At 75.4% G+C, this 6,528-nt stretch carries 6 protein-coding genes and 1 tRNA gene; 1 reads left to right on the top strand and 6 read right to left on the bottom strand.

Annotated features, from left to right (window positions below):
- The coding region (locus LJ221_RS15405; RefSeq protein WP_374228465.1) for a PAS domain S-box protein at positions 1-414 on the bottom strand (414 nt) is incomplete at its 3' end.
- A 538-nt stretch (positions 415-952) separates the two neighbouring features.
- Here LJ221_RS15405 and LJ221_RS15410 point away from each other — a divergent pair.
- Entirely contained in the window at positions 953-2,173 is a 1,221-nt protein-coding gene (locus LJ221_RS15410; RefSeq protein ID WP_241717308.1) for a M6 family metalloprotease domain-containing protein, read from the top strand.
- 74 nt (positions 2,174-2,247) lie between these two features.
- On the opposite strand, the gene LJ221_RS15415 is transcribed toward LJ221_RS15410, so the two are convergent.
- The 5 genes from LJ221_RS15415 to LJ221_RS15435 all read right to left on the bottom strand — a co-directional run bounded on the left by LJ221_RS15415 (position 2,248) and on the right by LJ221_RS15435 (position 6,464).
- A tRNA-Lys gene (locus LJ221_RS15415) sits at positions 2,248-2,321 on the bottom strand.
- On the bottom strand, positions 2,312-2,947 hold the full coding sequence (locus tag LJ221_RS15420; protein ID WP_241717309.1) for a bifunctional DNA primase/polymerase: 636 nt from the start codon (positions 2,945-2,947) through the stop codon (positions 2,312-2,314). Before LJ221_RS15420 ends, LJ221_RS15415 begins: the two co-directional genes overlap by 10 nt.
- Before the next feature lie 139 nt (positions 2,948-3,086).
- Positions 3,087-3,449 (bottom strand): hypothetical protein, encoded by a 363-nt coding sequence (locus LJ221_RS15425; protein WP_241717310.1) that lies wholly within the window; start codon positions 3,447-3,449, stop codon positions 3,087-3,089.
- A 103-nt stretch (positions 3,450-3,552) separates the two neighbouring features.
- A complete protein-coding gene (locus tag LJ221_RS15430; protein ID WP_241717315.1) occupies positions 3,553-4,830 on the bottom strand; it encodes an AAA domain-containing protein in 1,278 nt (425 codons plus the stop codon).
- A 98-nt stretch (positions 4,831-4,928) separates the two neighbouring features.
- Entirely contained in the window at positions 4,929-6,464 is a 1,536-nt protein-coding gene (locus LJ221_RS15435) for a hypothetical protein (protein ID WP_241717311.1), read from the bottom strand.
- Between the last annotated feature and the right edge of the window lie 64 nt (positions 6,465-6,528).

Raw genomic sequence — 6,528 nt, forward strand, 5'->3', positions numbered from 1 at the left:
CCCCCCCCCCCCCCCCCCCCCCGGCCGTGCGGCGGGCCCGCCGGTGGGCGCCACGGTGACCCTGGCCCACAGGGAACGGCCGTCCCCGTGCTTGAGGCGGCGGGTGCAGCTCATGAGGTCGCTGCGGCCCTCCAGCACCGCCTGGCACTCGTCGCGGGTCCGGTCATCGATGCCCAGCCCGGTCAGGGAGGCGACGGGGGTGCCGGCCAGCTCGGCGGCGGGGGAGCCCAGCAGCTGCCCGAGCGCGTGATTGGCGGCCAGGACGCGTCCCTCCCCGTCGATCACCGCCATCGCCAGACCGGCGGCCTCGAAGGCGGTGCGGTAGTCCGCCGTATCGAGGGGAGCGCCGTCGGGGGGAGGGCCGGAGGAGGGCGTGGGCGCCCGGAGGTCCGCCGGATCGTCACCCTCGGTCACGGTGGACGCCGTCGTGCCCGGACCGTCATCCGGCTTCCTGCCCGGTCCGTCGAGTGGTCCATTCACCGGTCGCTCCCGCGGGGGACTCGTCTCGTGTAGGTGGCCCGGGCGGCGGGCCGGTGGTCGGTGTGGGAGTGTCCGCCCTGGAAATGTGCCGATCATAGAGGCTTATCGGGCGGCCGAGCCAGTGTCCCGGGGGGTGTTCCGGATCCGTGCGGCGGACTCCTGGGACGCATTTTCGACCGGCTGACCGTTCCTGCGCGGCAATTTCCCGCAGGCGACCGATGATGACCGAATGTTACGCATGGTGATCCTGTGGGGTCTCACTCGTACGGCTCATCGGAACGGGGCACGCGGGCACAGGAAGGCACACAGTGGATGCCGTGCCCCCTCCCCGGGGCACCGTGCTCCGACACCACCGCGGGAGGACGATGTGCGGTTTGCGCGCAGGGCCGAGTGGACCGGAGGGGGACGGAGCACACCCGCGTCCCGGCCGGGCGGCTCCTGGCCGGGCCCCCGCTCCCGCAGGACCGGGGCGGTGCTCACGGCGTTCTCCGCACTGGTCGGCACGAGCCTGGTCACCGGACCGGTCGCCGTCGCGGCCGGCACCGACTCCTGCGCCCTGGAACGCACCGCACTCCACCACTCCGAGGGCCTGGACACCTGGGACCCGGCCTACCCGCGGCCGCTGGGCGAGCTCGACGCGCTGATGGTCTTCCTGTCCTTCCCCGATGCCCGGCCCGTCGTCTCCCCCCGCAGGCTCGCCGCCGACTACTTCCCGGAGACCTCGGACTTCTTCGAGCGTGCCTCCTACGGGAAGTTCACGCTGCGCCCGCACGTGACACCCCGCTGGCTGGAGATGGCCGCCGACTCGTGGACGTACCGGATACGGCGCGACTGGGAGCCGGACCTGCGCGGCGCCTACCTCCACGACGCCGTCGTCGCGGCCGACCCGTACGTGGACTTCGGCGACTACGACATCGTCTACCTCGTCGCCGACCCCGGCGCGCCGGGCGTGAACTCCGACGCCACCAAGGTCGTCAACCTCGACGAGCCGATCACCGTGGACGGCACCGAGCTGCACCGGGTCGTGACGGTCTTCGAGAAGCAGCCGCCGGACCGCAACGTTCTCGCCCACGAGACCCTGCACGTCTTCGACCTGCCCGACCTCTACCGCCAGCCCGAGGACGGCGACGGCGACTGGGACACCCACGTCGGCGACTGGGACATCATGGGCAGCCAGTTCGGGCTCTCCCCCGACCCCTTCGGCTGGCACAAGTGGAAGCTGGGCTGGCTGGACGGCGGACGGATCGACTGCCGGACCGAGACGGGCGTCAGCCGGCACACCCTACGGGCGGTCGGCGCGCCGGACGGCGACGGACCGGCCGGCGGGTCCGACACTCGGCTGATCGCGGTCCGTACGGGGCGCGGCGAGGCGCTGGCGGTCGAGGCGAGGGAGCCCAGCGGCAACGACGTCACCTCCTGCACCAGCGGCGTACTGGTCTACCGGGTGCGCAACGACGTCCCCTCGGCGCACGGCCCCGTCGAGGTGATCGACGGCCACCCCGGCACCGCGGCGTGCGACCGCCTCTCGGTGTACCCGCCGCTGGCCGACGCGCCGCTGGGACCCGGGGAGGCATTGGACGTGGCCGTGGAGACGGGCGCCGTGCGCGTGGAGGTGGTGGACCGCACCGAGGGGGGCTGGCGGGTGGAGGTCACCGTGAGCGGGGTACCGGGACCGGGCCCCGGGGCGGTGTGAACGGGCGCCGCCCGCGGCCCGTACACGGGCAAACCGGAGGGCCTCCGCTTCCGCGGAGGCCCTCCGGTTGTCTGTACGCCGCCAGGGACTCGAACCCCGGACCCGCTGATTAAGAGTCAGCTGCTCTAACCAACTGAGCTAGCGGCGCCTGTTGACGTGGTAAACCTTAGCACCCTGGTCCGAGGGAGCGGAAATCGGTTGATCACGGCTGCCGGCGAGCGCCCGGCCGCCCTCGCGGACGGCCCGCACGCAGGCCCACAGCAGCGCCTCGGCGCCCGGGAGCCAGGGCTTGCGGACATCCGGGGCGACCAGCCAGCGGGTGGTGGGAGGGCATCCCCCGCCGGGCACCGGCGGAGGGATGGTCACGGTGTCGCCGAGGCCGTAGCACAGAAGCGGAGGGATCGTTTCCGCGGTGCCGTCCGCGCCGTTCGTGCCGTCCCTGCCCGCCGGGGCCGGGACGGACGAGCCCCGCCACTCCCGCCAGCGCAGCAGGGCCGGCAGCCGCTGGGCGGTACCCGGCTCGGCGAACAGCAGCATCCGGCCCGCGTGGAGCGCCACCGGGCCGGTGCCCGGCCCGGAGATCCACAACCGGTCCAGCACCCGGCGGCCGAACAGCGCACCGGTGCTGACCACGTCGAAGGCGGTGCCGCAGGGCAGGGTGCTCGGGGCGCCGGGGCGCACCGCCCACAGGGCGTGGACGCTGCGCGGGAAGGCGCTGGAGGAGGCGAGCCACTCGGCTCCGGCGGGGGTCACGTAGGCGGCGGGGTCATTCATGTCCACAACATCTACCGGTAACCTGTGTACCGTCCCTGGAAATCCCCGAAAACGGGGCGCGGCGCGGCGGTGTCCGGTATCTTCCGCGCCCGCATATGCCGTGGGCGTAGCCGCCGCTCCCCTCACCGTCCCCGCGCCGTCATTCCGGGGTGCGGTCCCTCATCAGCTCGCGGCCGAACTCGATCATCTTGCGGGCGTAGTCGGCCGTCCACTCGGCCCGCTCGGCGATCGCCTCGTCCGGCAGCCGGTCGAAGCGTCCGGGGTCGGCGAGCTGGGCCGCCGCCACGGCCTGGAACTCCATGGCCCGGTCGGCCGCGGCGCGGAAGGCCAGCGCCAGCTCGGTGGCGCGGCCCAGCAGCTCGCGCGGGTCCTCGATGGACTCCAGGTCGAAGAAGTGCTCGGGGTCCGCGGTGGCGTCCGGCGGCTCGAAGAGCAGCGGCGCGGGCCGCCGGCGGCGCGGCTCGCCGCCGCGCCGCTCCGGAGCCGGATCCGGCTCGGGCATGGAGATACCTCCGTCGATCGTGGGCAGCGTTCCATTGTCCACCCTCCCGCCTGTCCGGCGCGGGTCCGGGCGATCGCCCCTCCCGGCCGCCACGCCGGAGCGCTCACCAGGCCACGGTGTGCTCGGCCAGATGCGCCAGGACCGCGTGGTTGGCCTCCCAGCCGTCCGGGAACCTGACCGTGACGCCGAGCTGGACCGGCTCGGCGGAGGGGTACTCGTCCAGCAGCTCGGGAACGCCCGCCCGGCACACCACCACACAGGCGTGCCGGTGGCGCGAGGCCAGTACGCACAGCCGCCCCGTCTCCAGGTGGAAGGCCGTGGCATCCGGGCGGCCCGACAGAGGGTGGAGCACCACCGTCACGTCGAACTCGCGGCCCTGGAGCCGGTTGGCGGTGTCCACCGCGACGTCCGTCACACCCACGCGGGCCAGTGCCGCGCGGACGGCCGCCGCCTGGTCGCGATGGGCGGTGCCCACCGCGATCCGCTCCTGCGTCACCGGGTCGGGCTCCCCGGAGCGCTCGCCGAACGCCGCGCCGCCGCGGTCCAGCAGTCGCCGCACCACCGCCGCCACGGCCGCGACCGCCTCCGGATCGGTACGAGGGGTGTGGCGGGCGGGCAGCTCCAGCAGCCCCCATCCGGAGCCGGCCGCCTCGTCCAGCACCCGGTCCGCAGGGGAGCCGTCGCAGGGCAGTGTGAACTCCAGCCGCCGCTCGCCCGGTCCGGTGCCGCTGCGGAACGGGGTGTAGGGGTAGAACGCCCTCGACACCAGCGGCGCGGCCGAGGCGGGCAGCCGCCAGGAGACCGGGAGCCGGTGCACGGGCAGGTCCGGGTTGTGCGCCAGCAGCGTGGTCACGGCGCTGGCCGACGGGTCGTACGACAGCCCCGCCCACTGCTCGGAGCCGACCTGGCTGAACGGGTCGAGCTGACCGGGATCGCCCACGAACAGCGCCCGCTCGAACAGCCCGGCCACCGACAGCAGCGCGTCGGAGCGCATCTGGTACGCCTCGTCCACGATGGCCTGCTCCCACGGCCCCGCCCCCCGGACGTGGGCCCACTTGGCCGCCGTGGAGGCCACCACGTCCAGCCCGGCCAGATCCGCGGCCCTCGAGGACTTCACCACCGACGGGTGGCGGTCCAGCACCGGGGAGCAGGGCTGCGCCTCGCTGCTGTGCAGCCGGCCCACCGGCAGATCCGGCTCCGCGGTCGCCAGCCGGTCCACGAGGTCGTCGACCTGTGCGTTGGTCTGGGCGACGATCATCAGCGGCCGGCCCGCGGCGGCCAGCTCCCGTGCGGCGCGCACCACCAGCGTGGTCTTGCCGGCGCCGGGCGGCGAGTCCACGACCACACCGCGGTGGGCGCCCGAGAGGACGTCGCGCAGGATCGCGCCGGTCGCCTCGGCGGCGGCCGAGCCCGGGTCGGGCGCGGTACCGCCTCCGGTGAGGGGCGCGGTGCCGGCGGGGGCGCCGGCCGGGGTGCCGTTCACAGCAGGTCCTCCGGCGTCACGGGGTCGGGCGGGTCCAGGGCGTCGGGGTCGGGCGGGCCTCCGTGCGTCCACGGGGTCTCCTCCGGGCCGGGCAGGTCCGGTCCGCCGCGCGGCGTGTGCTCGAACAGCGTCCAGCACACCGTCTCGCCCACCTCCGGCACCGAACCGGCCTCCGGCTCCCTGCCGCGGCCCATGCCGCCGGTCAGCCGTACCGTCAGCAGCCCCGGCGAGGGGGATCCGGCGAACGCCCCCGGCTGCGGTTTCCCGTCCTCCAGGGCCCGGTACAGCCGCTCGCCGCCCTCCAGGTGCGGCCGGTCGCCGGTGCGGACGGTGACCAGCGGGCGCGGCATCGGACGCTTCCCCGAGGAGTACGCCATCTCCACCTCGACGACCTCGCCCTCGAACGCCTCCCCGGCCATCCGCCGCTGAGCCATCACCAGCGGGTCGTCCAGCGCCTCGTGGGCGGCCAGCTCCGCCTGGGCCGCCTCCCGCGCGGCGAGCTTGCGGGCCGCCGTCACCGCGTCGTCGCGCCTGGGCTGCGGCGGCTCCCCGCCGCGCACCCGGTCGCGGTGGGCGGTGTAGGACCAGCGGTCCCGCTTCCAGCGGTCGGCCACGTGCGCCCCCGGCGGCAGCGCGCGCAGCAGGTCCAGACCCTGCCACACCGCGTCCCAGGTGGGCCGCAGCTGCGAGGCGACCAGTGCGCGCACCTCCGCCTCGGCGCCGGGCAGCTCCGCGTCGTACCGCGCGACGGCCGGGGCCAGTACGCGGTTGTCGAAGGCCGGATCGGTGGCCGGCCCGGCGGGCGGGGTGAGCAGCAGCCCGTCGCGGTCGCGGGCCAGCTCGGCGCGGAGGGCGGCCTCCGCGCCCGACTCGCCGTCCCCGGCGGTGATCCAGGCCAGCAGGGCACCCAGGTGCTGGTCCTCCAGGCGGCTCTGGCCCGTGGCCCAGTGGCGGCCCAGCACCTCGGTGACGGCCAGCAGCAGCGAGGAGCCGGGCACCCGGGCCCGCTCCCCGTAGTGCGTCAGCCACCGTCCCAGCAGCGGCAGCCGGACCGGGGCGGGGTGGGCGGCCTCCGGATCCTCCTCGGCGGTGCGGCGAAAGCGCATGGACCGACCCAGCAGCCGTACGTGATCGACGCCCGCGGCGCTGGGCACGACCAGCTGCGGCGCGTCCGCGCACAGCTCGACCTCGACCTTCGTCTTCCTGCCCGTCTCCGGGTCGGTCTCGGAGCGCTCGACGAGCTCCACCTCGTCCTGCGCCGCCTCCAGGTGGGGCAGGACGGCGTCGGCCAGCTCGGCGAGGAAGGCGGAGCGCAGCGTGCGGTCGCGCGGCTGGGGGACGACCAGCAGGCGGGGGGCGTCGCGGTCCTTCCCCACCATCGCGCCCAGCGGGGCGCCGACCTCGCCGGCGGTGGTCAGCGGCACCAGGACCAGGGGCCGTTCGGCCAGATGCCGGTGGCGCACCGTAGCCACGGGCTGCGCCCGGCCCGCGGCGGCGGCCTCGATCCGGGCCAGGGTCGTCACCAGCGACATCAGGACCTCCCCGCGACGGCGAGGGCCGCGGCCCGCAACCGGGCCGCGCGGCGCAGCGCGGCGG

This window comes from Streptomyces sp. CNQ085 (assembly GCF_022614595.1).
Taxonomy (GTDB): Bacteria; Actinomycetota; Actinomycetes; order Streptomycetales; family Streptomycetaceae; genus Streptomyces.

Coding starts and splice junctions, on each gene's coding strand:
- LJ221_RS15420 (WP_241717309.1), bottom strand. CDS start 2,947: ATGAATGACCCCGCCGCCTACGTGACCCCCGCCGGAGCCGAGTGGCTC.
- LJ221_RS15435 (WP_241717311.1), bottom strand. CDS start 6,464: ATGTCGCTGGTGACGACCCTGGCCCGGATCGAGGCCGCCGCCGCGGGC.
- LJ221_RS15425 (WP_241717310.1), bottom strand. CDS start 3,449: ATGCCCGAGCCGGATCCGGCTCCGGAGCGGCGCGGCGGCGAGCCGCGC.